Source organism: Paracoccus sp. SSJ (genome assembly GCF_030234105.1).
Classification (GTDB): Bacteria; Pseudomonadota; Alphaproteobacteria; order Rhodobacterales; family Rhodobacteraceae; genus Paracoccus; species Paracoccus denitrificans.
The window spans coordinates 14,357-38,928 of sequence record NZ_JASSPE010000016.1 but is presented as its reverse complement, the minus strand read 5'-3'; the positions used below and the strand labels follow the sequence as shown (position 1 = coordinate 38,928).

Sequence of the window (24,572 nt, the reverse complement as noted above, 5' to 3'; positions counted from 1 at the left end):
TTACCCCTTTGAAGTTTCAGAGCCAGATCGCAGCAGGGCGAGGAAGCCCCGAGCGAATTCATCGAGCGGGCCCGGGTCTTGCTCCAGTTTGGAGCGCAGCACCGCGCCCTCCCAGCCGATCCAGAAGAACCGTGCCAGCCGGTCGCAATCCGCATCTGCACCGATCTGGCCGGCGACCTGCGCCGCCCGAAGACAGCGGGCGGTTCGCGCCTCCCAGTCGTGAAACACCGCCGCCAGGCGGTGGCGGTAGGATTCGAGCAAAACACCCATTTCCTGCCCCAGATTGCCGACCAGACAGCCTCGCCGAAAGCCGAACCGCGCCATGCCCGCCTTGGCATCGACGAAGAAATTGCTGAGGCGTTGTAGCGGCAACCGGGTTTCATCGTTGAACCAGCGATCCAGCTTGCGGGCAAAATACCCGGCATAGGCATCGATCAATGCCATGCCGAAAGCCTCCTTGCTGGGGAAGTAGTGGTAGAAAGACCCCTTCGGCACGCCCGCCGAGGAGAGGATGTCGTCGATACTGACCGCACTGAAGCCTTTTTCCGTCAGGATCGCCACGCCCGTCCGAATGAGCACCATGCGCGGCGCATCCGGCTGACTCTGATCCTTGCGTGGACGGCCACGTGTACGTGGGCTGGGGTCTAGCGAATCTCCCATCAGGCTTTTCTAGACCGATCCACTCCTAAAATTTACAATAATTAGACCGGTCGTCTTTCAAAATAGAGACAATCTTGCAGAGCAGATCTCAATGAAATGGTAAGTGTTGATTATTGTTAAATTAAATATTCGCGCTTCCAGTTGAGCGGCCCTATGGCGCAGCCTCAGGCCCAACGACCAAGTGCAGCCAGCGTCACTATCCAAGCCTATTGCACCCAAAGGCCCGGCGCTCATCAGCCGGAGAACGCACTACCGTAAGCCTGTCTGGAACCATGCGAGGCTTCAGCCGACCGACGTGCTCCAGGATCTTCGGGATCTTCCGACTTGACCTCATGCCGAGCGGCGCTCTCGTCAGTCTTTCCACCCACGAGGCGTCCTTGCACGTGGTCGTGCCGATCGACGCCGAGGCCTTCGGCTTCTGGCTGAAGGGGGCGTTCGGGGCGCCCACCACCTCGGGCACCGCGCCCGGGCCCTTCACGCATGAGTTCCGCTCGGGCGGCTGGGTGCTGCCCTCGATGGCCATCGAGGTCGCCATGCCCGAGGTGCCGCGCTTTGCCATGTACGCGGGCTGTGTCGTCGATCAGCTGTCCTTCCAAGTGCAGCGCGCGGGCTTGCTGACCGCGACCGCTCGGCTGGTGGCGCAGGGCGAGGCGCTGGCCGCAACCACCGGCGCGGGGACGCCCGCCGCACTTGACCTGCTGCGCTTCGGCCATTTCAACGGCACGGTCACGCGCAACGGCACGGCGCTCGGCAACCTCGTCACCGCCGAGCTGACCTATGCTAACAATCTCGACCGGATCGAGACCATCCGCGCCGATGGACGGATCGACGGGGCCGATCCCGGCATGGCCGCCCTCACGGGCCGGATGGAGGTGCGCTTCGCCGACCAGGTGCTGGCGAACCAGGCCATCGCCGGGGACCCCTGCGAGATCGAGCTCGGCTGGTCGCTGCCCTCGGGCGAGAGCCTGACCTTCACCATCCACGCCGTCTACCTGCCGCGCCCACGCATCGAGATACCGGGGCCTCAGGGCATCCAGGAGAGTTTCGACTGGCAGGCGGCGGTCGATCCCGCGCTCGGGCGGATGTGCACGGTGACGCTAGTCAACGAGCGGGAGACATTCTGATGCTGACTCTGGACCTGACGAACGAACCCCGCTGGCTCGACCTGCTGCCGGGCGTCCGGCTGAAGCTTCGCCCGCTGACGACCGCGCTTATGGTCTCCGCCCGCGCCGATCCGGCGGTGGAGGCCCTGCCGGCCGAGGCGACGACCGAGGAACTGGCGCTCGCCATGGCGAAGGCGGTGGCCCGTCTGGCGATCCTCGATTGGGAGGGCGTCGGCGATGCCGAGGGCGCCCCGGTAGGCGTTACCCCCAAGGGCATCGACGCGCTCCTTGAAATCTGGCCCGCCTTCGAGGCATTCTAAGGGGCCTATGTCGCCAAGGGCCTGCTGCTGGAACAGGAAAAAAACGCCTCATCGCCCTCGCCGACTGGTCCTACGGCGGGGGCGAAAGCTACTGCGCGGCGTGCTCGCAAGCCTGCCCGGACTGCCCGGCAAGGCTGAACCTGCCGATCACCTTTGAGGGCACACAGGTCTGGGACCTAGCGCGGCGCCTCGGCGGCCAGCTGCGCATCCTGCCCGGCGCGGTGATCGGCTGGGCCATGGGCGCGGCGCTGGCGCTGGGTCTGGCGCTGGGCGCTGGGCGTCCCGCCCCTCCCCATGGCCGAGTTCCTGCCGCCGATCGAGGCGGTGATGGTGCGCAGGATCAACGACCAGATGGCAGCAGAGCGCCTATAGCCGTTTCAGCGCACCAGCGTGCGCTGAACGATCTGCGGATCCTTGTCGATCAGCGCCAGCAACACCCGCGCCGGCCCTTCGGGGCTGCGGCGGCGCTGCTCCCAGTTCAGAAGCGTGCCCTTCCTGATCCCGATGCTGCGCGCGAAGTCCGACTGCGACAGGCCCGTGCGTGCCCGGATCGCCTGCACATCCGGCTCCGGCAGCTCGATCTCGTGGACCAGGCCGACCTTCTCGCCCCGCGCATGGGCCAGAGCCTCCTGCAGGCCCGTTTCGATGCTCTTGAATGCGTCGCTCATGACGTCCTCCTGTAGCTTGCCGCAAGGGCCTCGCCCAATTGCCTGACCATGTCCGTCTCGCGCGGGGTCAGATTGGCCTTCTCGTTCTTCGCAAAGACCGTGATCAGGAAAATCGGCACCCCGCTGTTCGGGCTGAAGAAGTGGATCACCCGATACCCGCCGCTCTTGCCGCCACCGTCGCGCGCGAAGCGGAACTTGCGCACACCGCCCCCGATGGACACGCCCGCCGTCGGATTGCGCGCGACGAAATCGATCAGGGCCAGCCGCTCGTCCTCCGACATCAGGCGGCCCGCGCGGCGCTGGAACTCCGGTGTCTCGACAACAGTAACGATGCTCATGACCCCATGTATGCGCCAATGGCGCATATGTCAATGACGCACGCCGAAAGGACGACACGATGGCCGAGAAACGCGTATCCGTCCGCCTCGCGGCGGTGGGCGGCCGACAGGTGCGCGCCGAACTGGAAGGCGTCGGCGAAGCGGCGCCCGCGGCTTCGGACGGCTCAGCCGTGAGATGGAACTGGCCAACACCCGTCTTGCCGCTTTCGCGCGGCGCGCGCGGATCGCGGCCGCGGCAGCCGCCGGGGCGCTGGCGGCGGCGGCCACGGCGATGATCCGCTCGGGGCTGTCCGTCGTGGATGCGCAGGCCAAGCTCGCGGCCTCGCTTGATACCACGCTCGAGAGCATCCAGGTGCTCGAGCACGCGGGCGACCTGGCGGGCGTGTCGATGGGCCAGGTCGAACAGGCGGCGATGCAGCTGACCCGGCGGCTGAGCCAGGCCGCCGCCGGAGCCGGACCCGCGACGGAAGCCCTGCGCCGCCTGCGGCTGTCGGCGGGAGAGCTGCAGGCCCTGCCGCTCGACCAGCGGATCGCCCTCATTCAGGACCGGCTCGCGGATCTCGTGCCCGAGGCGGAACGCGCAGCCATCGCCTCGCAGCTCTTCGGGGACCGGGCTGCTCTGGTCTTCACACGCATCGACACCGCCACGCTGCGGCAGGCAACACAGGACGTGCGGGATTTCGGCGTCGTCGTCAGCTATCAGGATGCCCGCCAGATCGAACGGACCAACGATGCCATCTCGCGCCTCGGCCTGATCTGGCGCGGGCTCTCGAACCAGCTGGCGGTCGCTGCCGCCCCCACTTTGGAGGCCGTTGCGAACGCCATGGCGGCGGTGGCACGTACAACCGGGCCGCTCGGGATCGCGATCCGGGCCCTGTTCGACAACCTCGGGCGGATGGTGAGCATCGCGGGCACCTTCGCCGCCTTGATGGCGGGTCGCGGGGCTCGCGGCTGCGGCGCTCTCGGTGCGCGGGCTGGCCACGGCGCTCGTGGTCCTGCACGGGGCGCTGATCCGCACCGGCATCGGGGCGCTGATCGTCGGCGCGGGCAAGCTGGTCTATCAGTTCTCCCGCCTCGTCACCGGGGCGGGCGGCTTCGGCAACGCGCTCGAGCTGATGGGCAAAGTGGCCCGCGCGGTCTGGGACGGCATCAAGACCACCATGGGCTCGCTGGTCGACGATTTCCGGGCGTTGCGCGCCGACATCGAGAACATCTGGACGCAGCTCATGGCTTTTCTTGCAGGCAAATGGGCCGACTTCCTCGGGATCATCGGGCCCACCTTCAACGCCGTGGCCGACCGGATCGGGGCGGATTTCCAGATCGACTGGTTCGGCGCGCAGTCCTGGGCCTCGATGCTGGATCATGCCGCCAGCAACGCGGGCACCATGGCCGAACGATTCCGCCAGCGGGCAGCGGACACACGGGCGAGCGCCTTCGACGGAGTCCGCGAGGCGGTCACCGCGCTGGTCGAGGCGGTGCGCGGCTCGGGCGAGGAAACCGAGGGCGCGCTCGATGCCGCTGCCGCTGGCGCCCGGCGCGTGGCCGAGGCACTGGATGTCAATCGGCGTTGAAGAGTGCCCCCTTATCGGCGTCCAAAAGGGCCCCCTCTGGCGATGTGGTGAGCAGGCCCGTGGCGGCGTAGCTTTCCAGCTGGCGCAGCCGACGCGGGCCTGCGTTTTGGCGGGCGGTCAGGCTCGTGTTTTGATGCGCCAGCTGTCGTTGCCGGTTTCGACGATGTCGCAATGGTGGGTGAGACGATCGAGCAGCGCGGTGGTCATCTTCGCGTCTCCGAAGACGGTCGGCCACTCCCCGAATGCCAGGTTGGTGGTGACGATGACGGAAGTCTGCTCGTAGAGCTTGCTGACCAGATGGAACAGCAACTGGCCGCCGGATTGGGCGAATGGCAGGTAGCCGAGTTCATCGAGGATGACGAAGTCGAGTCGCATGAGATGTTCGGCCAGGCGGCCCGCCCGCCCTGCACGGACCTCGGCCTCCAGCCTGTTCACGAGATCCACAACATTGAAGAAGCGGCCCCGGGCGCCGTTGCGGATGACGGCTCGCGCGATCGCCACGGAGATATGGGTCTTGCCGGTCCCGGTGCCACCAACCAGCACGACATTGCGCTGCTGGCTGAGGAATTCCCCGCTGGTCAGATCGCGCACCAGCGTCTCGTTGATCGGCGTATCATCGAAGGTGAACTCCTCGATCTCCCGGGCATAGGGCAGCTTGGCGGTGGTGATCTGGTATTTGACCGACCGCGCCTTCTTCTCGTTGATCTCGGCGGCCAAAAGATCACCAACGATCTGGCGGGGTTCATGCTGACGGCGCACAGCCACCGCCATGAGTTCGTCGTAGGCGGCGCGCATGCCGTAGAGCTTCAGTTCGCCCATCGCTGCCATGATCTCTGCACGATCCATCAGCCGGCCCTCCGCAGCAGGTCATAGCGGGCACAGTCTGCCTTCGGTTCATGGGTCAGGCGCAGGGCCGGAGAGGTGAGCAGCAAGGGTGGCGGCTCCGGGTCGCGCCTGCGGGACAGGATGTTGAGGATCACATCGGCGGAGTGGACGCCCTGCGAGAGCGCTTCGGCACAGGCCTTCTGCACGGCGGGAACCCCCTCCGTCAGCACGGCGCCGAGGATCTTCACCATCTGGCGGTCGCCATCCGACGACCCCTGCAACTTGCGGCGGATCTGCTCGAGGGCGCCGGGCAGAACCCAGTCCTTGAACGGTGCGCCATTGCGCAGCGCCCCGGGTTTGCGAAGCAGGACAGGCACATAGTGCCAGGGATTGTAGATTGCCCGGCCCCGCCCGAAGTGACGGGGGTGATCCCCGACCAGCCGCCCTTCCTGCCGGATCTCGATCCGCTCCGCATAGGCCCGGATCTCGACCGGCCGCCCGACAGCCGTCGCCGCGACCGAGTATTTGTTGTTGTCGAACCGCACGAGGCAGGTCTTCGATACCGCCGCAGGCAGCGAGTGGAAGCCGTCGAAGCGCCCGGCATAAGGGACGAGGTGCGGGCGCTCTTGCTGAAAGACTTCCCAGACGGTCTTGTCCGTCAGTTCGGGATGCTTGCTGCTCCTGGCCGAGGCGATGCACTTGTCCAGCAGCCAGGCATTCAGTTCCTCGTAGCTCTTGACCCTGACCCGGGGTGAGAAGAACCGTTGGCGGACCGTGCCGACCTGGCTCTCCACCTGACCCTTCTCCCAGCCCGAGGCCGGGGTGCAGGCGACGGGCTCGACCAGATAATGGCTGGCCATCTGCAGGAACCGACGATTGTAGAGGCGTTCCTTGCCGACGAAGATGGTCTCCACCGCCGTCTTCATATTGTCGTAGATCCCGCGGGTGCAGGTGCCCTTGAAGAAGGCGAAAGCCCGATCATGGGCATCGAACACCATCTCCTGCGTCTCGCGAGGATAGGCCCGCACGAAGAACATCCGGCTGTGGCACAGGCGAACATGCGCCACCTTGATCGTGGTGGTCGCCCCATCGATCAGGACAACCTCGTGGCTCCAGTCGAACTGATAGGCTTCGCCGGGGGCAAAACTCAGCGGCACGAAGGCGGAAGAGGCACCGGAGCTTTGAGTGCGCGCCCAGACCGAGGCGTAGCGGCGGACCGCATCATACCCGCCTTCATAGCCAAGGCCGCGCAGTTCCTCGTAGATCTGGATCAGCGTCAGGCGTTCCCGGCGCCCACGAGCCGCATTGATCGCCAACAGCCGGCTCAGTTCCTCAAGCCAGGCACCCAGCTTCGGGCGTGGCTGAACCGTCCGGCTGTAGGTGAACTCCGTTATCCCGGTGCGGATCACCTTGCGCACCACCTTCTTCGACAGCTTCAGGTCGCGGCAGATCGTCTTGATCCCCTTGCCCTCGGTAAAATGCAGCCGCCTGATTTTTGCGATTGTCTCCACGATCAGCATCCCGCGCTCGGCCTCCGATAATCCTCGGAAGCACAATGGACCAACCCCCGGTCGGTGGGGTCCCTTTTGGACGCCGATCACCCCAGAAGCGGGGTCCTTATTCCACGCCGGTCAACAGCCCAGGCCGCGCTCTCTCAGTGCCGGTGCTTGAAAATAGATCGAAAAACTTGAAGACGTGAAGTCGGACTGCTCTGTCCAGACCGACAGTTCTATCTCTTCGCCTGCGATCGTCCCTGACGCCGCTCCCCCCGGTTCTGCAGCGATGACGGGTACGACAAGGGCGAGAAAGCCAAATGCAGCGATGGCTGATCTGAGCATGGTCGTGAGTGCTCCCGATTCTTTGAAATTGTCGTAGTTCATTCGCCGAGCGTGATCATCGCGCGTCCGAGAACGCTCTGGCTTTGAAGGTCGAGAAACCGCACTTCGTATTGTCCCGGCTCGTCCGGGAGCTTGATTACCGTTTCGGTTTCGTCGCCCACGTGATGGACTGTAATCCAGGTAAAGTCGGGCGCATCAGCTCGTGCCAGCGCCACGCGCCGGTCGGCATCGCCAGCTTCGATTGTCCACGAAACTGTAACGATATCGCCCGGCCTTGCTGTACCAGGAACCATAAGCCCGGCACCCTCGTCTATCGGCGCATCCGCCGCCAGCACCTCGAGCGGTCGCCGGGCCATGACCCGATCGCCGCGGTCCAAATGGTAGCGGATTTCATAGGCACCAGGCTCCGCGGGTGCAGTGAACGTGGCCTGATCTTCGTCCTGAATACGGCGATAGCCACTTTGCTCGCCGTCCGGTGTGCCGCCGGGAACGATGGCTATGTAGTCGCGCGGATGTATGGCACCGGTCCAGGATAGCGTGATCTCGGCGCCGGCCCGCGCCCTGTCCGGTCCGTCAAGCGAAACATTACCATCCATCACCTCGACCGGGGTGCGGGCGAGCACGCGATCCCCCGCGTCCAATTGCAGGCGCACCTCATAGAGGCCAGGCTCGGCAGGCGCGCGAAGCTCGCCTTCGCTCCGATCTTGCATGCGATCGTAGTCGGCATAGGTGCCGTCCGCCGAGCCGGCGGGAACGATCGTCACGTAGTCGCGCGGGTGCAGGCCCTCACCCTGCCAGGTGACCGGGAACGCCGAACCGACAACGACCTGGGCCGACGCGGAAACCGTGACCTCTGCATCGACCACCTCGACCGGGGTGCGGGCGAGCACGCGGTCCCCCGCGTCCAATTGCAGGCGCACCTCGTAGAGGCCGGGCTCGGCAGGCGCGCGAAGCTCGCCCTCGCTCCGACCTTGCATGCGATCGTAATCGGCATAGGTGCCGTCCGCCGAGCCGGCGGGAACGATCGTCACGTAGTCGCGCGGGTGCAGGCCCTCACCCTGCCAGGTGACCGGGAAAGCCGACCCGACAACGACCTGAGCCGGCGCGGAGACAGCAACCTCGGCATCGACCACCTCGACCGGGGTGCGGGCGAGCACGCGGTCCCCCACGTCCAATTGCAGGCGCACTTCGTAGAGGCCAGGCTCGGCAGGCGCCCGCAGCTCGCCCTCGCTCCGACCTTGCATGCGATCGTAGTCGGCATAGGTGCCGTCCGCCGAACCGGCGGGAACGATTGTCACGTAGTCGCGCGGGTGCAGGCCCTCGCCCTGCCAGGTGACCGGGAATGCCGACCCGACAACGACCTGGGCTGGCGCCGAGACAGTAACCTCGGCATCAACAACTTCGACCGGGGTGCGGGCGAGCACGCGGTCACCCGCGTCCAGTTGCAGACGCACTTCGTAGAGGCCGGGCTCGGCAGGTGCACGAAGCTCGCCTTCGGTACGGTTCTCTAGCCGGTCATAATCCGCATAGGCTCCGTCTTCGGCGTCGGCGGGGACAATTGTCACATAATCACGTGGAGCCAGACCCTCACCTTCCCAGCTCACCGTAAACGCGGAGCCAACCAGGGTTTGTGCAGGGCCAAAGACCTGGGCGGTGGGCTGTTGCGACGTGATGGGCGGGAAAATGGCGTGGACATTGCGCGCGCTGTCCAACGCCAAACTGGCCTCGGTCTGCGAGAAGTCGTCCTGCGCCGTCGAATGCACCGTTACGATATAGTCGCCGAACGGAAGATCCGTGGTGAAAGGGTTCGCGGTGCCGGTCTGCACCCTGTTGAACGAAGTATCCGATATCTCCCAGATCACCTCGTCGGACAGAAGTGGCAGCTCCAGTGGCGCTACTGGCCGCTCCCAGACGGTGTCGTCGCCGATCTCCTCGCCTCCGAGATTTGCGGTGAAGGTGAAACTCCCTGAGGCCGGCGCGGCAGTGACCTCGCGCAAGGCTTCGTTGAGTTCCTGGGCATTGTCGGCAGTCAGGAAGCGGCCGCCGGTTTCCTCGGCGATGCATTGCATCTGCAACAGGGCATCGGCTTCGCCCCGCACGTCGAAGCCGATGACATGGGCGGTAAAATCTACGCCCGCTTCTTCCAATGCGCGGGCGGCGGCGCAAGGATCAGGATTGCAGGTCTCGATCCCATCGGAAACCAGGATCACCGTCGCCGCCTGTTCGGTGTGGCGCAACGCCTGAGCCGCGGTGATGACGGCATCGGTCATCGGGGTCATGCCCCGCGGGTTCAACCCTTCAACGATGCCGGCGATCTCTGCCGCAGTGCCGGGCGCGGGTTCGACCAAGGTTTCGATATCCGCGCATTGCCCGCGCTCGCGATGGCCATAGGTGACGAAACCGAGATTCTGATCGGCGGGGAAATCCGACACAATGTCCCCGACGACATCGCGCGCGATGGTGATTTTGTTTATCCCATCGATCTGCCCCCACATCGACCCCGAGGCGTCCAAAACAAGGATCGTGCTGGGGCGCTCCTGGGCAAGCGCCGCCGGCGCAAGGGCGGATGTCAGGGCGATAAGCCCGGCGGTCACAAGAGATCTCATGCGGCTTCTCCATCGCGCGCTGTCCCGAAGCGGGCACCGGCGCGCTCTTTCAGCTTGCGGAAATGTGAGGACATCTGCTCCAGCCGCGCATCCCACTCAGGGTCGGGCTCCTGGCCATCGGTGATCCTGAAATAGACCTGCATCAGGCAGGTGACGGCGAAGGGCTCGAGAAAGGCAGCCTTGACGCTCCAGGCGAACAGCAACGCGAAAACGAAGCCGCCCGCCGACCAGGCGCCGGGCATGACGTAGACCAGTGCCGCTGCCGGGGCGAGCATCACGAGGAAGATCAGGAAGGCGAGACCATAGGTGAAGAGCGTCAGCCAGGCGGCGTTCCGGAGCATCGCCTTCCAGTTCTGGCCATATAGCACCAGCGCCTCGCGTGCGGATCCCCAGGGATCGGTCGAGCGGGTGCGGATGGCATGGGCGAGGATCACCTCATCGATGAAGCCCACCGCCACGCGCAGGAAGGCCTGCACAATGCCCATCAACTGCCGGACATAGGGGATCGGCAGGATGGACAATACACCGCGCACAAGGCCGATGACGGCGCGAATGACTCCCTTGACCAGTTGGTCCAGCGCGAAGAGCAGTGAGGCCTGGCCGAAGCGCCCCTTCACCACGGCCGTTGCATGGGCGATCTGGCCGCGTCCTTCCGGCAGGGGCTTGCCGTCAATCAGTTCGACAAGAACCGCGACATGGCCTGCCTTGACGATGTAGAGAATGTATTCCCGAAGCCAGTACATTACAGCGCCGGTCAGGCCAAAGCCGGCAATGCCGCCCCAAGCCATCGCGGTCGCGCGGAACTCGTCATCCCCGAAGGCGCCAACGCCCCAGCCGACCCCGATACCGGCGCCGGTGGCCAGAATATAGGCCAGTGTGATTCCGAAATAGACGGCGGCACGCAGGAGCACGAAAGGCAATGTTCGGCCCAACAGTCCGAGAGCTTGTCCGATATTGAAATCCCACATGGCTCCGGTTCCTTTTGGGGCAATCAGCTTGAAGGTTGAGATGCGGGGGCAGTCTGTTCGCCCCCGAAATGGCGTCGCAGCCAGGCATTGATGTCATTGGCGACCTGCCCAGGTCCATCGCCCGATACGCCCCAACGTGACAACGGAACCCGTGTTGCCGGGCGGGTGTTGCGAAAAACCAGAACCACCTTCGAGGTGCTGCGGTCCTCTCGCGAGGTATGGCTGCGGTCAAGTTCGGCACTGTCGAGCGCCTCGAGCGGATAGTCCCGCTGACGCGTGCCGAGGCGCGATGTCCGGATGATGCTGACCAGCCCCGACCCTGCGTCCAACCTGAGCCGTGTGCGCTCGGACAGGGCGATATATCCCGCGAGAAAGGCCCCGTTCAGCCCGACCAGCAGCACCAGCGCGGTCAGGATTTCTCCCCCGATCAGATTGGCCAGCCCGATCAGGGTGATCGGCAGGACAGGCAGCATGACGAACCACAGGATAAAGCGCGGTATCGCCAATTCCAGTTCCAGTCGTTCGGGCGTATTCGTCTCAATACTCATGACGGGTTTCCCTTTCCCTGGCGGGAAAGCCAGCCATTGACGACGCCCGTCAGATGCGCCACTTCTTCGGGATCCGGGCGGAACATGGGCACTATGATCTCGCGCCGCTCTGGTTCCGATCCGCAAATCAGCACCAGCCGGGTCTCATCGTTTCCTGCCGCCGTGCCATAGTGCGCGACGCTTTCCAGCTTGTGCAGGTCAGAGAGTGCGAATGTATCTTCACGCCGCCCGCGCAATGTGGTCACACGCAGCCGGACAAGACCGGCATGCCTGTCCAGGCTCAGTTGAGTCAGCTGCACCAACTCGTGCATGTAGAGCCAACCGATCAGGCCCACCACGGCAAGCACGATGATCCCCGTTCCGGTCGCACCATCCCCGATGGCTGCCAGGCCCGCCGCGATCGCCACCAATATCACCGCCGCAGCAATCACCGCCCGCCGGACCGGACGATTCTCGATCTCCAGCACGCTGTCGGAGATTTGCGTCACGCGCAGCGGATCAGCCAGAAACTCGGCCAGTGTCATGGGCCTGCACCCAACGACGTGTCGATCCGCCCCTCGACGTCGCGACAGTCGTCCGGGGCATCCCGGCGGCATAGGGTTGCCGCAAAGCTGGCCTGGATGCGGCCTTCATCCTCAAGATCCAGCAGGTCGATCGACATCTGCGGCGGCTCTTCCTCGCTTTCCCAGACCGCGCCCGCCATCGCCCCGCGATCGGGCCGCATGTCGATGGTCAGACCGGCGGGCGGCGTATCTCCGGAAGGCTTGCCGTGAAAGATCAGGCCGATAGAAATGCTGCCGTCACCAAGTGCATGCAGTTCGATCATGGTCAGCGGGCCGATATCGGTGATCTGCACCATCGCCGAGCCATCATCCTGACGCATCACCTGCCAGTTCAGTTCTTCACCGTCCAAGTTTGCCCCGATCTCGCCGATGGCGTCCAATGCACCAGCGGGGGTTGCGATTCCGAGGGCCAGGACAAGCGGGACAAGCACCTTCATTGGCATTCCTATCGGCTGATCAGCTGTTCGCGGACGCCCCGCGCCGAATTGCGTTTTGTTCCCATCGCCTCATTGGCCGAGAAGAAACTGATGATCCCGTCCGAGCGCCGCGCACCGGTGCCGAATTGCCATTCGAATTGCGGCGCCGAGGCAATCTGGCAATCCTGAACCAACGCCCATTCCCAAGGCTCCGCGCCGGGCTCGGAACCCGTTGAAGTCAACATATAAAACTGCGGGTCCATTGCCTCGCCACGCACAAAGTCAAAGCGCAGCGGCTTGTTGCCACCTCGAACCGGCACCAGTTCGGTCTGAATGCCGTCCGAACCCAGATACAATCGGTTGCGGTTCCGATCATAAATGATCTCGAAGGTGCTCTCCTGAACGCCTATTGCCACACTCGTTCCGATGGCGGCTTCGGTCCACGTTCCCGCGATCAGCGGACCAATCTGTCGCAGGTCAAAATTACCGGCGCGATGGACGTCCGCGTGGCAGACCGGGTTGGACGGTTCACCGGCCAGTGCTGAGGTTGCCGTAGCGATCAGCAGCAGGGCCGCAGTTCGGGCAAAGGCGGGTCCAGCCATCTCAGTCAAGCTCTTCAAGCCGGGTGTCGAAGCTGAAGGTGACGGGCCGGGTTTCGGATGAGGGGCCGCCACTGACTTGCCCGGTGAGCGTGCCCTTCAAGGCGACAATCCCGTCGCCCGGCGTGAATTCCTCCAGGGTCAGTGTCAGGCTGTCCTGATCGCCGGTCCAATTCCGTCCCATGTCGCGCGCAAAGGTGATCGTCAGCGCCATTTCGCCGGGCGCGGGCAATTCGCCATTGATCGTCAGTTCCAGATTGACCGGCCCCTGATCGCCCTCCATCTGTGAGGCAAGCAAGGAGGCATCGGCATAGTTGCCGATGATCGTCGCGCCGGACAATTCGGGGGCAACAGTCAGCTCCAGCGGCTGATCGCCAAAACTGCCGGTAACCAGCCCTCCAGGCTCGTCGGCCAGCGCCGGCAGCGCCAGAAGACAGGCCAGAACAGGTATGCCCGCTCTTCGCATGGTCGAGAAGATGGTCAAGCGTAGATCCTCCTGCTGTTTGATTCCGAGTTTAGTTCTGCTCAAGACTGGCCGCCCCGTTCGTTTGAACGGGGAACATGTAGTCTCCTGTGATAGAGTTCAGTCCGGAACCTGGTTTTCATTTTGGGTTGTGGTGATGAGCTTGCGGTATCACATCGTTCAGACCGCGTTGATGACGGCACTTGTGTTCATGGCCGTACCAGCGGCTGCCGAGGACGTCCTGCTGACCCTGACCGGCGCGGTCACGGACGGCAGAGTGGAGATGACGCGCGCGGATTTCGATACGATGGACTGGCATGAGTTTTCGACATCGACCAGCGTCACAGATGGCAGGCCGGAGTTCCGCGGTGTGCTGATGCGAGACGTCCTCGCCCATGCCGGAGCCGAGGGAAGTAGTGTGCGCGCGACAGCGTTGAACGACTATGTCGTCGATATACCTGTCGAGGATTTTCACCGGTTTGATGTTCTAGCCGCGCTTTACATGGATGACGTGCCTCTGACCCCGCGTGACAAGGGTCCAGTCTGGATCGTCTATCCGCGCGACAATCACGGCGTTCTGGCCGATATACGGTATGACATGCGATGGGTCTGGCAGCTTGTCGCGCTGCATGTGCAATGACCGGCACAGGCGGGCGGGCCCGCTATCTGTGGCTTGGTGGGCTGGTGGCGATCTGCCTGGGCCTGTTGGCGCTGGCTGCGTGGCAGCTTGTGGTGCTGGAACGCCAGATGCGCATTGCCGCAACCGAGAACATGATCTGGGTCTTTGGCCAGACGCAGATCGAGGCCTTGAACCTTGCGCTGGCGCTCTCGGATGAGGCAGCGCCACAACAGATCCAGACCCGTTTTGATATATTGGTTTCGCGGCTGACGCTGTTGGAAGATGGGCCGCAACGTCGCTTTCTCGAGAATGCGGGAGTGTCCGAAACACTTGCACGCTGGCGCAGTGGGCTTCTGGCGCTTGACCCCGCGCAAGGTGCCGATCCGGCCGCGCTGCGGGCACATGTCACGGCGCTGGTCGCTGCACTAAGGACCAAGGCGAGTCTGGTGATGTCCCATGAATGGCAGAGTCAGGCCACGCGCCTGGACAGCCTGAGGCACCTGCATTTGCTTGCGCTGATGTCAGTGCTGGGGGCTGCTGTAGCGGGATTGGGGCTGGTGGCAATCCTGATCGATCGTGAGAGGCGGCTGATGAGCGGACAGCTGGACCACCTGCGGGCTGAGAAGCTCGCCAGCGATCTGGAACGCGAACGCGAAACCGCCGAGAACCACCGCCGGTTCGCCGACCTGATTGCCCATCAGTTCCGCACGCCGCTAGCCGTAATCGACAGCGCGATGCACCGCCTGACGCGGCGCAGCGGCGGCCCGGTTCCACCAGAACTGATCTCGGAAAAGGCGGCGGTGTCCCGTGAGGCGGTCGCGCGGCTCGTGAAGTTGACAGATACCGCATTGATGATGTCCCGGCTGGAACGCGATGCGGTTCTTCCTAGCCTGCGCGCCCATGACCTAAACGATCTTGTATCTTCAGTCATTGATGACCTGATGGCGACGGCGTGGGACCGCGACCCGGCCCGTATTCGGCAGTCGGTGCAAACAGAACCAACTGTCGCGCTGTGCGATCCGATGCTGACCGCCGAAATCCTGTCCAACCTCCTGCGCAATGCGCTCTTGTATTCTCCGCCCGATTGCCGCGTCGATGTGAGTGTTTTTCAGTCGCGGGACTGCATCGTCTGTCGGATCGAGGACAGAGGGAGGGGTATGTCGCCCGAAGAGATTGAGTGTGCTTTTGACAGGTTCTACCGAGGCAGCGGGCACGAGACTTTGCCCGGCTCCGGATTGGGGCTGACGCTTGCGCGCCATCTGGCCCGAATGCAGCGTGGCGAGGTGACCTTGATGCAGCGTGACGGAGGGGGCCTGACAGTCGCGCTTTACCTGCCGAGGGAGGCCTCCGCATGACCGCGCCACTGATCCTGTGTGTCGAGGATGAGCCATCCTTGCGCGATGACATCGCCTTCGAGTTGCAGGAGGCCGGCTATATTGTGAGCGCCGTCGGAGATGCGCGCGAGGCGCTGGCCTGTCTGGAAAGGCAGCGCCCCGATCTGATCCTCTGTGACATCCTGATGCCCGGCATGGACGGCAAGAGGTTCATGTCCTATTTGCGTCAGACGAGACCCGATCTTGATGACGTGCCCTTTGTCTTTCTGACTGCCCTGTCCTCACGCCAGCAGGTAATCGATGGGCGCATGGCGGGGGCCGACGATTATGTGACCAAGCCCATTGATTACGACCTGCTTCGTGCAATCGTCGAAGCGCGCCTGAACCGGATGCAAAGGTTGCGCGCAATGCCGGGAGACCGGTCCGGCCTGGCCGCCCTGGACCGCCTGGCTCTTGGCGTGGTGCTGCTCGATGCTAATGGCGGCGTGGTCCATGCCAATCCACTCGCCCAAAGCTTGTCGGGCGCAGCCGGCATCTCGCTGAGTGGACGTATTACCGCCAGCGGCGTAGATGGCCGGAAGCTGTCGGCGTTGATTGCGGGATTAGCTCCGGGTGGCGGGATGGCCCCGACGGGGTTGCGGTTGGACGATGGGGGCCAGCTCATGGTTATCGGGATGTCGCTTCCAGCGCACTCGCACCATGATGAGGCGGTTACCATGCTGATACTGAGCGGCACAGACAGCAAGCCCCCTATTGACACTGCGACCCTTGGCCAGTTGTTCGGCCTGACGCCGATGGAAGCCCAGGTTGCGTGTTTGCTGGCTGAAGGGCTGCGCCGCAGCCAGGTCGCAGACCGGTTGGCGATCTCGGGCACGACCGTCGCATTCCATCTGCGAAACATCTTCTCCAAGACCGGCGTGCAAAGGCAGGCGGAACTGGTGGCGTTGATTCTGTCAGTACCACTGGCGCAGCCGGTGACCTGAGTGAAGCGGCGCATTGAATATCTGACATAGCGATCAAGACCGTTCCGCAACGAACACGAAGGACTTGTAGTCAGTATGTTCTCATATGTTCTCGTCGCTTCATTCGAACGCTTCAAACCCGACGATGGCTACAATGATAGCCGGTGAGTTACCGGAAGCTGCGCCGGAGACACCGGTGGATGTCTGGATGTGGACCTTCTTTAAGTCCATCCGCACGGTCCGTGATATATCCTTCGATGCTGCTGCCAAATTGATGCGTGTGGATTGCCGGGAACGGACCTTGCAATCGCAAAGAGTGGAATTGTTCCTCGAGGATCGTCAGGTGGCCGGCGAAACGGGCGCCGAGCCGATAGAAACGCCGGAGGCCGGCACGTTCCATTATTTTGTAATGATGGATATTTGCGTCCCTTCGCAGCGTGTTGCCCTGGATGCACCGTTTCCAGACCATCGCACCGCTCGCGCTGCTTTGAATAGCCAGTGATCCAATACCACGCCTGCCGCTGTTCCCTGGGACGTCCTGGCCGTGATTACCGCGCGGACGGGTCGCGGATTGAACTGAAGCAGGCCATCACGGCGTCTCTGTTGGTCCGCAATTTTCGAATGGCGGCGCTCAATTCCCCACCACCGGACCATAAGCGGTCCTGGTTGGGTATGCTGAACTCGGTCTTGCCGAGAAGGAAGCTGATTTCGCCCACTTGCCGGTCTGCCCCGAGGGCCTCGAATCGTTCGCCCAGATCTTCCCAATGCGCCTGGAGTGTGGCGAGCACGGCCGCTTCATTATCTGCCGTCTCCCTCAGCCCTTCCAAATCGGCGGCTGTCGCCGCGTGACCGGCCCAGCGCGCTTCCCTTGCCATGTCTCCCAGATACACTGACAGAATGGTTGCATATGACCGGGCGCCGTCCAGCAAGCCCATACAATGCCGATACTTGTCATAGTGCTCTTGGACAGCCGCATGGACAGCCGCAGCGAGGGCAGGAGGTTCGGGTTGCGCCGGTGATGGCGGGGCGGGCGTCCCTGGCGCCGCGGGCGCTGCGGGTGCAGAGGAAGGCGCGGGCGATACTGACGGTGTCGTCCGATTGAGTATGTCGGGGTCGATCCGGGCCGGCGGAAGGCCGAGACCCAGCGCCTGATTGAGAACACCAGCCTCGAACACCACCGCATCGAGCATCGTCCGGGCGCGCGCGGCCAGCCCATCCGGCCCCTCCCTGTCGGCGACGTCGCCAGGGACGAAGATTCGGATCGCATTCCTTTCCGGCTCCGCCCCGGGAAAGGCGGCGGCATGGACCTCGTGGGCCAGTTCGCGCGCCAGCCAGGCGCCGACGAGGTCTGCCCTCCTCTCAGAGGACAAAGCGTTGACGGACGGGATGGTCAGCCTGATCTCGCCTGGCGCGAGGCCGATACCCTGCTCGTGCGCGCGCTCGATGACGGGAGCTTGCGGGAGATGTCTGTCGATAACGGCGAACGTGTCACCTCGTCTCAGCACCGCCATCAGGCGGGCCGTTGCGACTGGAACCGTGCGCCCGCCTATAGTGACCTGACGTGGTTGCGGGCCGGCTTGCAACATGAAGAAGCCGCTGAGGCCGACCGCATCGTTTCCGTGACCCAGCTTGCGGGCGCGTATGGAAACACCGTGCTCGTCGCCCGGAAGCAGAAGAGTGTCGGTGCGCCAGCCATTGGCTCCGTCCACCCAGGTCAGGGTGATGCACTGACCAATCCCCGTGACCGGGCGGGCATCCTCGAAAGTCATCTCGCAATATCGGCCGTCCGGTATCACTGGGCTGGCGTGGGCGTTCTGCTGGGTGACGATCGGGAGCTGCGTCTCGTAGCAGCCGGAAAGCGCCAGCATCGCGGCGGTGGCCAATGCGGTGCGTATCGAGCGCCCATACCTTGCCATCGTCATGGGCTGTCGGGCCTTCCCATCGTCTGCGCTTCCGCTTCAATTGCCGCCACGATGCCGGCCGCATTGGCGAATCGTGCCAATTGCGGCCATGCCGCTGCCGAGAGGTTGATCCAGTTGCGCCGCTTGCCGATGCGCCCCGGTGGATCGATCGTCCTGCCTGCTGGGATCGCCGCTCCTTCGGGCCAGAACTCGTATTCTTCATAGGGGCGGTCGAGCCAGGCGCGAAAGACCTCTTGGCCGCTACACACAGCGGCAATCGACAGCCAGCCCGAAGCGTGCGGTTCAAGGACAATCTGCACAGGCCCGCCGGCCAGCTCTGCCAGGATTTCGAGGCGTTCCCCCTGGCGGTGCGCGCAAATCCGTAGCGTTGTCGCGCCGCCGCCGCCCGTTTCCAGCAGCCAGCGCGGGGCATTGCCCAGCGCATCTGCGAAATCGTCGAGCGCGGCGGCGGCGGCGATGCCGGGCGGCGTCTCTCCGCCTGTCATGCCATCGAACCAGTATGGCGGAACCGGCGGCGGCGACCTGTCACCCGGTTTGCACCCACCTATCGCCACCGGTTTCCATCCCTTCGCGCTTCGGCAGAGTTCCACCTCATGGCCGGGCTGTCGGATGCGGAGCGACCAGGCACCCCGTGCGCCTGAACACGCCGCGCGGCATCGGATCGCGGTCGGCAGTTTCATCGTCGGTCAGCGCCGCGGCATCATACCAGAGTGCGCGGCCGATCTCGGGCAGCATGATGTAAGGCGGCGCCTCCTCGCCGCTCATGGGAGGCTCGAACGCAATGTTGAGTTCGGCGTCGAGCGTGAGAAAGCGCAGGGCGCCCAGGATGTCGCGATCGGTGACACCATCGGCGTTGGCGCCGAAGGGCGGGCCGAGCAGGTCGCGTGGGCCGCTATCCGCATAGGGGTCGGTGACGGGAAAGACGGATATGCCGGAATAGCCCTGGGAGACGGAGAAGGTGAACCAGTAGTCGCGCTGCGGCGTGGTGAGCTTGAGATAAAGATCGGAGGCGATGGAGGCCATGTTGCGGGCCGGAACGAGCCCGATGCGCCAGACCTCGTCGGTATCGGGGGCGGTCATTTCATAGACGGCCCGCTCGGCCTCGCAGGTTGCGGGGCCAACTACCGGCGTCTGGGCCATTGCAGCGACGGGAAACAGAATGACGGTCAATGTCGAGATCAGGCGGTTCATTGTGACCGCTCGTCTGGCGCGGAGCGTGGTGTAGGTGATCCTGTTGCCGTTTCTGCGAGCGTGTTGGCAAGGTCCACCGGATCGATTTGGGGGCGGTCACGCCACGACCCGTAGCTTGCGATCAGAAAAACACCAAGCGTCAGCAGCAGAACGACCGGCGTGGCTGCCGCAACGAGCCGGTCACCCGACACCCCGGTGGCGACGGCGGCGACCAAGAGACCAGCCCCAAGCAGGACGGCTCCGGCGCCGACCGCGAACATTCCCCAGCGGGCACCTTGCACCGCCCCGAGTGCAACCCGCATTTCGGGACGAACCCTCGAAAGCGCGTGCAATGTGGCAATCATGGCAGCGCGGTGCTGCCGCGCATCTTCATTGGCTTCCATCCCCGCCATGCTCCCATTATATGACACCGAATGACGGCCATTGCCGGTGTAAAGATCAAGTCGGATCATCTGATTGCCGCCAAGGCGCGTATGAACGAAGGCCGCCTGATCGAGATCCGAGAGATCAACCGACCAGAGCCCTCTCGCAGTGATCCGGTTCGGCCCGATGCTGATCTTCACCGCCCTTCCCAGCGGCGCAGGTCGATAGGAAAATTCTTGCCCCATTTGCTGCTCTCGTGATTGCACGACGCTTAATTGCGTTTCGTTGAACTGACGAACGCGCCCATCACCCGACCAAGGAATGTCAGGGATGGGCAGCGCATCGCGAAGCGAAAATGGCACCGGCTCATTCTTGCCACTCCTCGCGGTCGGGCAGCGAGGTCGAGAATTTGAGCATCAGCCCGGTGAAGCCCGTCTGCGCGGCCACCTCGCTGCCTTGGGGGATGAAGGTCAGGTATGTGTCGAGTGTGCGCGGCAGGCGGGGCGACGGCCCCCAGACGGTGGTGACGAGAACGGCCGGATCGACGGCGTAGAATGGATCGCCGCCATCGGTGGTGTGGGCGATGGGCTGGCTAAGCAGCCGCGTCACCGGCTCCGGGTCGATTGGAGCGGTCGCAGCGAAATCGTAGAGATAGCAGCCCAGTGCATCGAGATATTGCGACAGCTGGTAGCTGACCGCCAGAAGATGCGGCCGCCCACCAATCTCGCGGGTGAACCACGCGTTGCCCGTTTCCTCGATTAAGTCCGGGTCCTCCGCGACCTCCCCAGCCAGAAGGGCGTCGGAATAGGCAATGAAGCGGTCATAGTCGGCATTCTCTCCGGGCACGACGTGTCGCCAGCCGAGATCTTCGGCCAGGGCGAGCGTACCCTTGTAGCTGAGCCGCTCAGGGATGCAGACTTCGCCGAAGGCCGCGACGAATGCCTCGCTATCCGGCGGCGCGGCTTGAGCGGATGCTTGGAGGAGTGCAGCAAATGCGAGGATCAGAGAGATGTACCTCATTCTGCCACACAGAGTACGTTCATGTCCCATGCCAACTCGTCCGCCGCCTCATGGCCGTTCAGTGCAGCTGTACAGAGCCACCGGTATGACAGCTCAAGATCTTTTTCGATGCCCAGGCCATTATTGATAGCGATCGCCAGTTCGTACTGCGCATCAGGATTGCCCTGCTCAGCCGCCTTGCCAAACCAATGCACGGCCTGAACATGATCCTGCTCGACCCCGTGACCACCAGCATACATCAGCCCGAGTTGGTATTGAGCCGCCATGCCTCCCAACTCTGCAAGAGGGTGAATATTGGCGAGCGCGGTTTCGTAGTCACCGCTGTCATAGGCAGCAAGTCCACGGGCGAAATCCTGCGCCGCAGCTTGGGTGGACGACAGGCAAAGGGTCGTGAGGATGGCGATCAGAATTCGGTTTGCCATAGGCATGTTCCACATTGCTCGGGTCACTCAAGCGCAGCCGCACATTGCCAAAGCGTGGCAATCATCGGCGCTGTTTCGGTTGCGGTGAAGTCGACGCGCTTTCCGTCGACGGAAATGTAGAATTCGCCCGGCCTCTCGAAATGATGCAGAAATTGCGCGAACGCGGACTGAGTGAAGCTCGTCAGGATCACGCCGGACTGGGGAACGGCGTATTTGAGGATGATGATTTCGCCGGAAGGAACGCGGAATGTTGCCTCACCGTTTTGCGGTACCGCCGAAAATTCGTTTGCAGCGACGACGACAAAGTGGGCCCCATCGTCCCTGATGGTGAATTGCATCATCGGCCGACTGTCACCTTGCCAGAGCATGCAATAGGAGTGGCCGAGACTGTTTTGTTGGGGGTCGGCCATGCTGTCCCAGCCTTGGCCGTGCGCTGGCAGGACGCCGAGCAGCGCAAGAGCAAAGCTAGCAATTGACGTGGCTTTGAACCCAGCAACGAACGCTGAAATGCGCATCCTTATCCCCCCAATCCGCAAAAGAATGCCCGCACGCTAGCCGGAGCGTGCCGGCCACTCACCCCCCTGTTCAGGGGGTTCATTGCCCCAACCGGCCGGTTTTCAGAAAATCCTCGCCCACCAGCCGCCAGGTCAGGGCGTGGGCGCCGCCAAGCTCGGCCTCGGGCGGCAGGAAGAAGTGGCCAATCCCGCCCTTCTGGAAAATGCGTTGGGCGGCCGTGCCGCCGGTTCCCAGCGTGGACCAGCCCTCGGGCCGGTGGAAGAAAGTCAGCGCCGGGCGCATATGGCCTTCGACGCCGGGGCCGTAATAGAGCGCGATGTCGGCATTGGCGCCAAGATGTGCATCGCTGGTGTGGATGGCGCAGTAGCTGACGGTCAGCCCGCCGGGATTGCCGGTCAGCTGGTATCCCGACAGCGCCCAGCCGCGATCGTCGGTGCCGATATTGTAAGCGATCTCGCCGGCAAGCCGATCGCGCACGTCATAGGGCCAGACATCTTCATGATGGGCGAGCAGCCGCATGCAGGCATTGCGCAGCGCCTCGGCCGGGTCGGGCGCCCACAGACGGCGCGGCGCGTCCGGCAAGCCGGTGCGCAGCAGATAGAGATCCTGCGCGGTGGACGCGGTATAGGCCTCGTCGGCGCCCATACTGGTGATGCGTGAGAGAACGCCGTCATCGACATTCCAGTAGACGAGCTGGTCGATCATCAGGGCGATGTTTTCCCGCGATGCGCCCAACACCTCCTGGACGCCGTATTGAGCGACGAGCTCGCCAAGGGAGTCCGCCACAACATAGGGCGCGTGAAAGCCCAGCGTGCCCCCCGGCTCGATGGTGCGGTCGATATAGTCGCCCGTCGCGTGCCAGGACGAATGGCCTGAACCGCCGAGAAAGGCGAAAGCGCAGGCTGAATAGCAATACGAGCCGGTCTTCACCCAGGTGGCGATGGCGTTCTCGCGGAAGAAATGCGCGATCCGCAATCCTTCGACATAGTTGCCGCCCTCGCTGGTCATGGTGATGACGGCGCAGTTCCCGCCCGTATCGGGCAGCGTTTTGGGGTCGCAATCGACATACTGGCTGACCGCGGCCGCAATCCGCTCCAGATCGCCCTCAACGACCTCGCCTTCGTAGTGGAGATGCGGCACCGGCTTGCCGGCCGAGAACTGCATGGACTGGAGCGTCACCGTGCCGGCAAGCGCCGGTGCGGCGGCGAGCGACAAGGTAAGCGAGCAGGCCGCGATAATCGCCGCACGTGGGGCCACACTGAACATCGCAAGAGCCTCTTGTTGTGAATGGTCCTGTAGTTCGGCCCGGAACGGAGGCTCGAGCCGCCAAGTCAGTGCTCAGAAGACGAGCCGATAAGGTTGCACCTCGCAGGTCATGCCCTTGTAGAGTGCCCAGATAACGCTGGGCTCGGATCCATCTCCGGTTTCGATCATGAACGGCACCTTGTCCTTGAAGGCGAAGAACTCGAGTACATCGAAGGTGCGGACCTGCGGCAGACCAGACTTCCTGTAGGTTTTTCCTTCGATGGTGATGTTATCGTCCCAGGCCCACGAGGCGGTCATGAGCTCCTGTTGCTCAAGAAATGACATCGGGTCGCTTCCCCGTAATTGCCGTATCTCGAACGTCTGGGGATCAGCGACGCAAGTATTGCAGAAGCGGCCAGATCTCTCACACAGCTCGTGCCTTGCGCCTTCGTGGCCCTGCAAGGTGGCGGTCTCCCAAAGGACATGCGCCCGTTCGAGATCTTGTGCTGCGCCGCGACCGTCCTGATAGAAAAAGGCCAGCGCATATTGGCCATCCGCGTTTCCGGCCTCGGCGGCGCGGGTGTACCACTCAACGGCTGCGAGATCGTCCTGCGCGAAGTGATGCCCCAATTCGTACATCCGGCCTAACTGCACGTAGGACGGGACATGGCCTTGCCCGGCGGCCTGCATATGCCAGAAGGCCCTTCGCTCGAGATTCTCGGGCACGCCCCACCATCCGCCCCAGAAGGATTCCGCCAGCCAGTACTGCGCTTCCGGATCGCCTGCCTCGGCCAATGGCGTCCAGATCGCGATGGCTGTAGCTGGATCGCCCTGTTGTGCGGCGGCGCGGCCGTCCTCGAAGTTCTGGGCGAAGGCGGGGGCGGCGGAAAGAAGGACCGAGAGCAGAACGCCGATGGACAGCGCTGTTAACGAGCGGAAGGAACGATCAGCCATTGTCGAGTTCCCTCAGGCAATGGTGAAGGTTCTCCATTTCGCTGGATGCGCTGGGCAAGGCAGGAATCTCGATGTGGACGCCATTGCCTGTGAGGGAAAAATCGCCCGAGACCAAGAAATGCTCAAGGAATCGCAGGCCGGTTTCTCGGTTGGCAATGTCCAGCACGGCGGCTGGCGATGACGGATCGCTACCCAAGCTTAGCCTTAATGACGCGCCAGACGGCAGTGTGCCGTGATATTCGCGAATGTCGTTGCGGTCAAAGAACGCGTCTGCAATGAGGCCGAAACGGGTCCTCTCCCGCTCGAAGGTGAACGCGACATGCGGAAGCGCTTCCCCTGAGCTGATGAGACATAACGCGCCGGACTCAGATATGAGTGGGGTTTCTCGTGCATGCCACTCCTGCGCCGCAGCAGGAGCAGACAGGGCGGCTGCAATTGCGGCCGTGGCGACGATACTCAAACCAGGAAATCGCATCTCCAGCCTCCAGTCTGCGAAACCATGCCGGCACGTTATCGGCCGCCGGAACTGCACTCACCC

The 24,572-nt window shown here is 63.6% G+C and carries 29 protein-coding genes and 2 pseudogenes; 8 read left to right on the top strand and 23 right to left on the bottom strand.

Going from position 1 to position 24,572, the window contains the following annotated elements; all coding sequences use genetic code 11:
- On the bottom strand, nucleotides 1–660 hold the full coding sequence (acuR, locus tag QPR87_RS16585) for an acrylate utilization transcriptional regulator AcuR (RefSeq protein WP_502921619.1): 660 nt from the start codon (nucleotides 658–660) through the stop codon (nucleotides 1–3).
- Between the two features lie 209 nt (nucleotides 661–869).
- Here acuR and QPR87_RS16580 point away from each other — a divergent pair, with 209 nt between their 5' ends.
- From QPR87_RS16580 to QPR87_RS23765, 3 genes and pseudogenes are all read left to right on the top strand, one after another.
- Entirely contained in the window at nucleotides 870–1,784 is a 915-nt protein-coding gene (locus tag QPR87_RS16580; RefSeq protein ID WP_502921618.1) for a phage tail tube protein, read from the top strand.
- Nucleotides 1,784–2,221: pseudogene (locus QPR87_RS16575) on the top strand (phage-derived protein YdaY family protein). Before QPR87_RS16580 ends, QPR87_RS16575 begins: the two are co-directional and overlap by 1 nt.
- Before the next feature lie 156 nt (nucleotides 2,222–2,377).
- A complete protein-coding gene (locus QPR87_RS23765) occupies nucleotides 2,378–2,455 on the top strand; it encodes a DUF7697 family protein (protein ID WP_502921620.1) in 78 nt (25 codons plus the stop codon).
- Between the two features lie 5 nt (nucleotides 2,456–2,460).
- On the opposite strand, the gene QPR87_RS16565 is transcribed toward QPR87_RS23765, so the two are convergent.
- Both QPR87_RS16565 and QPR87_RS16560 read right to left on the bottom strand, forming a co-directional pair.
- Nucleotides 2,461–2,751: a helix-turn-helix domain-containing protein gene (locus QPR87_RS16565; RefSeq protein ID WP_285050463.1), complete on the bottom strand. Its 291-nt coding sequence runs from the start codon at nucleotides 2,749–2,751 to the stop codon at nucleotides 2,461–2,463.
- The gene (locus tag QPR87_RS16560; protein ID WP_285050461.1) at nucleotides 2,748–3,089 is read right to left on the bottom strand and encodes a type II toxin-antitoxin system RelE/ParE family toxin; all 342 of its coding nucleotides are present in this window, start codon (nucleotides 3,087–3,089) and stop codon (nucleotides 2,748–2,750) included. The genes QPR87_RS16565 and QPR87_RS16560 overlap by 4 nt, the downstream gene beginning before the upstream one ends.
- A gap of 59 nt (nucleotides 3,090–3,148) precedes the next feature.
- Between QPR87_RS16560 and QPR87_RS16555 the strand changes: the two are divergent.
- Nucleotides 3,149–4,240 (top strand): annotated as a pseudogene (locus QPR87_RS16555) (phage tail tape measure protein); the annotation flags it as partial.
- A gap of 537 nt (nucleotides 4,241–4,777) precedes the next feature.
- Here QPR87_RS16555 and istB read toward each other — a convergent pair.
- From istB to QPR87_RS16505, 10 genes are all read right to left on the bottom strand, one after another.
- Nucleotides 4,778–5,506: an IS21-like element helper ATPase IstB gene (istB, locus tag QPR87_RS16550; protein WP_028710811.1), complete on the bottom strand. Its 729-nt coding sequence runs from the start codon at nucleotides 5,504–5,506 to the stop codon at nucleotides 4,778–4,780.
- Nucleotides 5,506–7,005 carry an IS21 family transposase gene (gene istA, locus QPR87_RS16545; RefSeq protein ID WP_285050458.1) on the bottom strand — a complete coding sequence of 500 codons (1,500 nt, stop codon included), beginning with the start codon at nucleotides 7,003–7,005 and terminating at the stop codon, nucleotides 5,506–5,508. Before istA ends, istB begins: the two co-directional genes overlap by 1 nt.
- 111 nt (nucleotides 7,006–7,116) lie before the next feature.
- A complete protein-coding gene (locus QPR87_RS16540) occupies nucleotides 7,117–7,365 on the bottom strand; it encodes a hypothetical protein (protein WP_285050456.1) in 249 nt (82 codons plus the stop codon).
- Nucleotides 7,362–9,929: a vWA domain-containing protein gene (locus tag QPR87_RS16535; protein WP_285050454.1), complete on the bottom strand. Its 2,568-nt coding sequence runs from the start codon at nucleotides 9,927–9,929 to the stop codon at nucleotides 7,362–7,364. Before QPR87_RS16535 ends, QPR87_RS16540 begins: the two co-directional genes overlap by 4 nt.
- The gene (locus tag QPR87_RS16530; RefSeq protein WP_072463935.1) at nucleotides 9,926–10,897 is read right to left on the bottom strand and encodes a hypothetical protein; all 972 of its coding nucleotides are present in this window, start codon (nucleotides 10,895–10,897) and stop codon (nucleotides 9,926–9,928) included. The genes QPR87_RS16535 and QPR87_RS16530 overlap by 4 nt, the downstream gene beginning before the upstream one ends.
- A gap of 23 nt (nucleotides 10,898–10,920) precedes the next feature.
- The gene (locus QPR87_RS16525; protein WP_011749579.1) at nucleotides 10,921–11,445 is read right to left on the bottom strand and encodes a TMEM70/TMEM186/TMEM223 family protein; all 525 of its coding nucleotides are present in this window, start codon (nucleotides 11,443–11,445) and stop codon (nucleotides 10,921–10,923) included.
- Nucleotides 11,442–11,969 (bottom strand): hypothetical protein, encoded by a 528-nt coding sequence (locus QPR87_RS16520; protein WP_285050450.1) that lies wholly within the window; start codon nucleotides 11,967–11,969, stop codon nucleotides 11,442–11,444. The genes QPR87_RS16525 and QPR87_RS16520 overlap by 4 nt, the downstream gene beginning before the upstream one ends.
- Nucleotides 11,966–12,445, bottom strand: coding sequence for a hypothetical protein (locus QPR87_RS16515; RefSeq protein ID WP_011749577.1), 480 nt, complete (start codon nucleotides 12,443–12,445; stop codon nucleotides 11,966–11,968). Before QPR87_RS16515 ends, QPR87_RS16520 begins: the two co-directional genes overlap by 4 nt.
- 8 nt (nucleotides 12,446–12,453) lie before the next feature.
- Complete coding sequence (locus QPR87_RS16510) at nucleotides 12,454–13,026, bottom strand: hypothetical protein (protein WP_011749576.1); 573 nt, start codon at nucleotides 13,024–13,026, stop codon at nucleotides 12,454–12,456.
- Between the two features lies 1 nt (nucleotide 13,027).
- Nucleotides 13,028–13,507 (bottom strand): hypothetical protein, encoded by a 480-nt coding sequence (locus tag QPR87_RS16505; RefSeq protein WP_011749575.1) that lies wholly within the window; start codon nucleotides 13,505–13,507, stop codon nucleotides 13,028–13,030.
- Between the two features lie 136 nt (nucleotides 13,508–13,643).
- On the opposite strand from QPR87_RS16505, the gene QPR87_RS16500 reads away from it, so the two are divergent.
- The 4 genes from QPR87_RS16500 to QPR87_RS16485 all read left to right on the top strand — a co-directional run bounded on the left by QPR87_RS16500 (nucleotide 13,644) and on the right by QPR87_RS16485 (nucleotide 16,903).
- Entirely contained in the window at nucleotides 13,644–14,126 is a 483-nt protein-coding gene (locus tag QPR87_RS16500; protein WP_083539298.1) for a putative pterin-binding protein, read from the top strand.
- Nucleotides 14,123–15,460 (top strand): sensor histidine kinase, encoded by a 1,338-nt coding sequence (locus QPR87_RS16495; protein WP_285050444.1) that lies wholly within the window; start codon nucleotides 14,123–14,125, stop codon nucleotides 15,458–15,460. The genes QPR87_RS16500 and QPR87_RS16495 overlap by 4 nt, the downstream gene beginning before the upstream one ends.
- Entirely contained in the window at nucleotides 15,457–16,422 is a 966-nt protein-coding gene (locus QPR87_RS16490; protein WP_285050442.1) for a response regulator, read from the top strand. The genes QPR87_RS16495 and QPR87_RS16490 overlap by 4 nt, the downstream gene beginning before the upstream one ends.
- A gap of 133 nt (nucleotides 16,423–16,555) precedes the next feature.
- Nucleotides 16,556–16,903 (top strand): hypothetical protein, encoded by a 348-nt coding sequence (locus QPR87_RS16485; RefSeq protein WP_272857852.1) that lies wholly within the window; start codon nucleotides 16,556–16,558, stop codon nucleotides 16,901–16,903.
- 46 nt (nucleotides 16,904–16,949) lie between these two features.
- Here the strand turns inward: QPR87_RS16485 and QPR87_RS16480 are convergent, their stop codons facing one another.
- The 10 genes from QPR87_RS16480 to QPR87_RS16435 all read right to left on the bottom strand — a co-directional run bounded on the left by QPR87_RS16480 (nucleotide 16,950) and on the right by QPR87_RS16435 (nucleotide 24,509).
- Nucleotides 16,950–18,323 carry a hypothetical protein gene (locus QPR87_RS16480; protein ID WP_285050438.1) on the bottom strand — a complete coding sequence of 458 codons (1,374 nt, stop codon included), beginning with the start codon at nucleotides 18,321–18,323 and terminating at the stop codon, nucleotides 16,950–16,952.
- Complete coding sequence (locus tag QPR87_RS16475; RefSeq protein ID WP_285050436.1) at nucleotides 18,320–18,808, bottom strand: hypothetical protein; 489 nt, start codon at nucleotides 18,806–18,808, stop codon at nucleotides 18,320–18,322. Before QPR87_RS16475 ends, QPR87_RS16480 begins: the two co-directional genes overlap by 4 nt.
- A 106-nt stretch (nucleotides 18,809–18,914) precedes the next feature.
- Nucleotides 18,915–19,514 carry a hypothetical protein gene (locus QPR87_RS16470; RefSeq protein ID WP_285050434.1) on the bottom strand — a complete coding sequence of 200 codons (600 nt, stop codon included), beginning with the start codon at nucleotides 19,512–19,514 and terminating at the stop codon, nucleotides 18,915–18,917.
- The gene (locus QPR87_RS16465; protein WP_285050432.1) at nucleotides 19,511–20,239 is read right to left on the bottom strand and encodes a hypothetical protein; all 729 of its coding nucleotides are present in this window, start codon (nucleotides 20,237–20,239) and stop codon (nucleotides 19,511–19,513) included. The genes QPR87_RS16470 and QPR87_RS16465 overlap by 4 nt, the downstream gene beginning before the upstream one ends.
- 4 nt (nucleotides 20,240–20,243) lie before the next feature.
- Nucleotides 20,244–20,897 (bottom strand): hypothetical protein, encoded by a 654-nt coding sequence (locus QPR87_RS16460; protein ID WP_285050431.1) that lies wholly within the window; start codon nucleotides 20,895–20,897, stop codon nucleotides 20,244–20,246.
- The gene (locus QPR87_RS16455; protein WP_285050429.1) at nucleotides 20,894–21,319 is read right to left on the bottom strand and encodes a tetratricopeptide repeat protein; all 426 of its coding nucleotides are present in this window, start codon (nucleotides 21,317–21,319) and stop codon (nucleotides 20,894–20,896) included. Before QPR87_RS16455 ends, QPR87_RS16460 begins: the two co-directional genes overlap by 4 nt.
- Nucleotides 21,320–21,342: 23 nt before the next feature.
- Nucleotides 21,343–21,834, bottom strand: a complete 492-nt coding sequence (locus tag QPR87_RS16450; RefSeq protein ID WP_285050428.1) for a hypothetical protein — start codon at nucleotides 21,832–21,834, stop codon at nucleotides 21,343–21,345.
- 79 nt (nucleotides 21,835–21,913) lie between these two features.
- Nucleotides 21,914–23,101 carry a hypothetical protein gene (locus tag QPR87_RS16445; protein WP_285050426.1) on the bottom strand — a complete coding sequence of 396 codons (1,188 nt, stop codon included), beginning with the start codon at nucleotides 23,099–23,101 and terminating at the stop codon, nucleotides 21,914–21,916.
- Between the two features lie 72 nt (nucleotides 23,102–23,173).
- The gene (locus QPR87_RS16440; protein ID WP_285050424.1) at nucleotides 23,174–24,034 is read right to left on the bottom strand and encodes a tetratricopeptide repeat protein; all 861 of its coding nucleotides are present in this window, start codon (nucleotides 24,032–24,034) and stop codon (nucleotides 23,174–23,176) included.
- Nucleotides 24,027–24,509: a hypothetical protein gene (locus QPR87_RS16435; RefSeq protein WP_285050423.1), complete on the bottom strand. Its 483-nt coding sequence runs from the start codon at nucleotides 24,507–24,509 to the stop codon at nucleotides 24,027–24,029. The genes QPR87_RS16440 and QPR87_RS16435 overlap by 8 nt, the downstream gene beginning before the upstream one ends.
- Nucleotides 24,510–24,572 lie beyond the last annotated feature (63 nt).

Bases quoted from the DNA above. Each gene is read 5' to 3' on its own strand.
- QPR87_RS16520 (WP_285050450.1), bottom strand. From the start codon at position 11,969: ATGACACTGGCCGAGTTTCTGGCTGATCCGCTGCGCGTGACGCAAATC.
- QPR87_RS16495 (WP_285050444.1), top strand. From the start codon at position 14,123: ATGACCGGCACAGGCGGGCGGGCCCGCTATCTGTGGCTTGGTGGGCTG.
- QPR87_RS16470 (WP_285050434.1), bottom strand. From the start codon at position 19,514: ATGAACCGCCTGATCTCGACATTGACCGTCATTCTGTTTCCCGTCGCT.
- QPR87_RS16480 (WP_285050438.1), bottom strand. From the start codon at position 18,323: ATGACGATGGCAAGGTATGGGCGCTCGATACGCACCGCATTGGCCACC.
- acuR (WP_502921619.1), bottom strand. From the start codon at position 660: ATGGGAGATTCGCTAGACCCCAGCCCACGTACACGTGGCCGTCCACGC.
- QPR87_RS16535 (WP_285050454.1), bottom strand. From the start codon at position 9,929: ATGAGATCTCTTGTGACCGCCGGGCTTATCGCCCTGACATCCGCCCTT.
- QPR87_RS16440 (WP_285050424.1), bottom strand. From the start codon at position 24,034: ATGGCTGATCGTTCCTTCCGCTCGTTAACAGCGCTGTCCATCGGCGTT.
- QPR87_RS16435 (WP_285050423.1), bottom strand. From the start codon at position 24,509: ATGCGATTTCCTGGTTTGAGTATCGTCGCCACGGCCGCAATTGCAGCC.
- istB (WP_028710811.1), bottom strand. From the start codon at position 5,506: ATGGATCGTGCAGAGATCATGGCAGCGATGGGCGAACTGAAGCTCTAC.
- QPR87_RS16525 (WP_011749579.1), bottom strand. From the start codon at position 11,445: ATGAGTATTGAGACGAATACGCCCGAACGACTGGAACTGGAATTGGCG.
- istA (WP_285050458.1), bottom strand. From the start codon at position 7,005: ATGCTGATCGTGGAGACAATCGCAAAAATCAGGCGGCTGCATTTTACC.
- QPR87_RS16460 (WP_285050431.1), bottom strand. From the start codon at position 20,897: ATGAGGTACATCTCTCTGATCCTCGCATTTGCTGCACTCCTCCAAGCA.
- QPR87_RS16455 (WP_285050429.1), bottom strand. From the start codon at position 21,319: ATGGCAAACCGAATTCTGATCGCCATCCTCACGACCCTTTGCCTGTCG.
- QPR87_RS16475 (WP_285050436.1), bottom strand. From the start codon at position 18,808: ATGACAGGCGGAGAGACGCCGCCCGGCATCGCCGCCGCCGCCGCGCTC.
- QPR87_RS16445 (WP_285050426.1), bottom strand. From the start codon at position 23,101: ATGTTCAGTGTGGCCCCACGTGCGGCGATTATCGCGGCCTGCTCGCTT.
- QPR87_RS16540 (WP_285050456.1), bottom strand. From the start codon at position 7,365: ATGAACTACGACAATTTCAAAGAATCGGGAGCACTCACGACCATGCTC.
- QPR87_RS16510 (WP_011749576.1), bottom strand. From the start codon at position 13,026: ATGGCTGGACCCGCCTTTGCCCGAACTGCGGCCCTGCTGCTGATCGCT.
- QPR87_RS16490 (WP_285050442.1), top strand. From the start codon at position 15,457: ATGACCGCGCCACTGATCCTGTGTGTCGAGGATGAGCCATCCTTGCGC.
- QPR87_RS16530 (WP_072463935.1), bottom strand. From the start codon at position 10,897: ATGTGGGATTTCAATATCGGACAAGCTCTCGGACTGTTGGGCCGAACA.
- QPR87_RS16450 (WP_285050428.1), bottom strand. From the start codon at position 21,834: ATGCGCATTTCAGCGTTCGTTGCTGGGTTCAAAGCCACGTCAATTGCT.
- QPR87_RS16560 (WP_285050461.1), bottom strand. From the start codon at position 3,089: ATGAGCATCGTTACTGTTGTCGAGACACCGGAGTTCCAGCGCCGCGCG.
- QPR87_RS16500 (WP_083539298.1), top strand. From the start codon at position 13,644: ATGAGCTTGCGGTATCACATCGTTCAGACCGCGTTGATGACGGCACTT.
- QPR87_RS16515 (WP_011749577.1), bottom strand. From the start codon at position 12,445: ATGAAGGTGCTTGTCCCGCTTGTCCTGGCCCTCGGAATCGCAACCCCC.
- QPR87_RS23765 (WP_502921620.1), top strand. From the start codon at position 2,378: ATGGCCGAGTTCCTGCCGCCGATCGAGGCGGTGATGGTGCGCAGGATC.
- QPR87_RS16485 (WP_272857852.1), top strand. From the start codon at position 16,556: ATGATAGCCGGTGAGTTACCGGAAGCTGCGCCGGAGACACCGGTGGAT.
- QPR87_RS16565 (WP_285050463.1), bottom strand. From the start codon at position 2,751: ATGAGCGACGCATTCAAGAGCATCGAAACGGGCCTGCAGGAGGCTCTG.